We start from the raw sequence: 2,075 nt of genomic DNA on the forward strand, positions 1-2,075 counted from the left end.
GGCGAGAGGTGGAAGACGGAATTCGTCCTGGAGGACCTGTGAAACCGCTCCCCCCGTTCATGGCTCGACTCGAGGACGACATGACGAAGTGCGTCGTCCGCAACGCCCGGCGGATCCGCGACGAAGTCCTGGCGCGGGGGCTTCCCCCTAGTGAGGCCCGGACCTTCACCGTCGAGGCCCTGGCCGCAGGCTTCGACGGGGCCGTGGACCAGTTCCTCGCCGACTTCCGGTCCGCCGCCGATCGCCGATCGCCCGCCGCTTTCATCGCGGCCGTCCGACGGAGCGGGATGAAACGGCGCGTCGTGTCCGCCGGCCTCCGCGCCGCCTTCCCCGACCAGCAGCTGAATTGACCGGAGGACTCCATGAACGAATCGAAACTTGAGCATGGATTGGGGCTGATGCTCGATCCATCGGATACGCGGCCGGCAATCGAGGGAAACCTCGCCAAACTCCAGCACATGCTCGACGACGCGGAGGAGGAGACGGCCGCAACTTACGCCGAGACGGCCCGAAGCTTGAAAGCCTACGGCGAATCCGGCGGGCTGACGGGCGACGATCTCCGCAGCTGGGTCCGCTGCCGCCTCGCCGATCGCGACGCGGCGATCTCCCGTCGGATCCGCGAGGAATCCGAGGCGGGGCGGGGGGGCCCGCTCTCCGGCGACGACCTCGTGATCGTGGAGCGAGGCGAGGAGATGGGCCGGCGGGCCCTCGACCGGGCCGTGTCGCTGGTGTTCCCGGCTTGACCGTAGAAGAACGACGTCCCAACCAGGAGGGTGGAATCGCGATGGGTGGCGACTATTACAGCCGCGCGGCGACGGCGACGAGCGGGGGCCCGGCCTTCGCGACCGCCGAGGACGGCCGCAACGAGGAAGCCGCGAAGGCCGCGATCGAGGCTGCCTGGAACGTCGAGATGGTCCGCTACGGCGGGCGGTTCAACCCGATCGACTGGTACGCACTGCGGGACGGCCGGATCGTCGCCTACGTCGAGCTGAAGACGCGGAGCCACGCCCCCGAGGCGTTCCCGACCGTCTTCCTGAACCAGCGGAAGTGGCTCGCCCTCACGATGAGCTTCGTCTACACCGCCGTCCCCTCGATCTTCGCCGTGCGGTTCGCCGGCGGCGAGGTCCGCTGGATCGAGGTCGACCGCATCGACGCCCGCCGCCTCGAGGTCGCCGGCTGCAAGAAGCTGGTGAAGGCCAGGACCGACCGCGAGCCGGTGATCCACGTCCCGATCGCCGAGATGCACGTCCTCAAGACTCGGAGGGATTCCGCGTGAACGAGCCCCGAACGAACGCCGACGTCGACCGCCTCGTGGACGCCGCGATCTGCCTGTGCCACGCCAAGCTCGAATCGGCGACGGCCCACGATCGCCGGATCATCCTGCGGGCGCTGGCCTCGGCCGTCGAGACCCCGTACCAGGCCGGCGACGACGACACCGCCGTCCTGATGGCCCTGGCGACGATCGCCGCGCTGTCCGGCCAGGCCGGTGCCGCGGCCGACGCCCTGGCGACCGCCACCAACCCGCCCGCGAGCGTCTACGCGGGCCGCGCCGCCCTGACGGCCGCCCCTTCCAACAACTGACGGAGGAATGCCGATGTCGACCGCGACCGAGGCCCCGCCGTCGCCGCCCACCGCGCGACAGCTCGAAATCCTGGCGTTCATCGTCGCCTACCGCGACGCGAACGGCCTCTCGCCGACCGTCCGCGAGATCGGCGAGGCGTTGTCCATCAAGAGCCCCAACGGGGTGATGTGCCACACCAGGGCCCTCGTGAGGAAGGGCCTGCTCCGGAGCCACGGCCGCTGGATCTCTCGGGGGTTCATCCCCGTGGCGCCGGCCGCCGGGCGCGGGTGCTGCCCGACGTGCGGGAGGCCCCGAGACGAGACCGGGACCGCCGCGACGGAGTGACCGGCGGAATAACCAGGGACGCGAAGCGAGGGCTAGCCGATGGCGACGATGCTGAGGGTGGACGCGAAGGATGCGGCTTCGGCCTGCGAGTTGACTATGAACCAGGCCGCCTCGCTCGGCGGCGTGCGACCCTGGACCGTCGCGAAGTGGCTCGACGCGGGGCTGATCC

General features: G+C 70.4%; 5 protein-coding genes. All 5 read left to right on the forward strand.

Annotation, left to right across the window (positions count from 1 at the left end; genetic code table 11):
• The first annotated feature begins 80 nt into the window (after window positions 1-80).
• From G6O68_RS31620 to G6O68_RS31640, 5 genes are read left to right on the forward strand one after another with little or no spacing between them, the layout of a single operon-like run.
• Window positions 81-350 (forward strand): hypothetical protein, encoded by a 270-nt coding sequence (locus tag G6O68_RS31620; protein WP_165253708.1) that lies wholly within the window; start codon window positions 81-83, stop codon window positions 348-350.
• Between the two features lie 12 nt (window positions 351-362).
• A complete protein-coding gene (locus G6O68_RS31625) occupies window positions 363-743 on the forward strand; it encodes a hypothetical protein (protein ID WP_165253710.1) in 381 nt (126 codons plus the stop codon).
• Window positions 744-784: 41 nt separating this feature from the next.
• Entirely contained in the window at window positions 785-1,276 is a 492-nt protein-coding gene (locus tag G6O68_RS31630; RefSeq protein WP_165253712.1) for a hypothetical protein, read from the forward strand.
• Window positions 1,273-1,581 carry a hypothetical protein gene (locus tag G6O68_RS31635; protein ID WP_165253714.1) on the forward strand — a complete coding sequence of 103 codons (309 nt, stop codon included), beginning with the start codon at window positions 1,273-1,275 and terminating at the stop codon, window positions 1,579-1,581. Before G6O68_RS31630 ends, G6O68_RS31635 begins: the two co-directional genes overlap by 4 nt.
• A 13-nt stretch (window positions 1,582-1,594) precedes the next feature.
• On the forward strand, window positions 1,595-1,906 hold the full coding sequence (locus G6O68_RS31640; RefSeq protein WP_206108291.1) for a LexA family protein: 312 nt from the start codon (window positions 1,595-1,597) through the stop codon (window positions 1,904-1,906).
• Window positions 1,907-2,075: the final 169 nt, after the last annotated feature.

It is taken from the genome of Paludisphaera soli, from assembly GCF_011064595.1.
In the GTDB taxonomy this organism is placed as follows: Bacteria; Planctomycetota; Planctomycetia; order Isosphaerales; family Isosphaeraceae; genus Paludisphaera; species Paludisphaera soli.

What these genes read in the sequence shown, in the direction of transcription:
- G6O68_RS31620 (WP_165253708.1), top strand. Translation starts at nt 81, where the DNA reads ATGACGAAGTGCGTCGTCCGCAACGCCCGGCGGATCCGCGACGAAGTC.
- G6O68_RS31625 (WP_165253710.1), top strand. Translation starts at nt 363, where the DNA reads ATGAACGAATCGAAACTTGAGCATGGATTGGGGCTGATGCTCGATCCA.
- G6O68_RS31630 (WP_165253712.1), top strand. Translation starts at nt 785, where the DNA reads ATGGGTGGCGACTATTACAGCCGCGCGGCGACGGCGACGAGCGGGGGC.
- G6O68_RS31640 (WP_206108291.1), top strand. Translation starts at nt 1,595, where the DNA reads ATGTCGACCGCGACCGAGGCCCCGCCGTCGCCGCCCACCGCGCGACAG.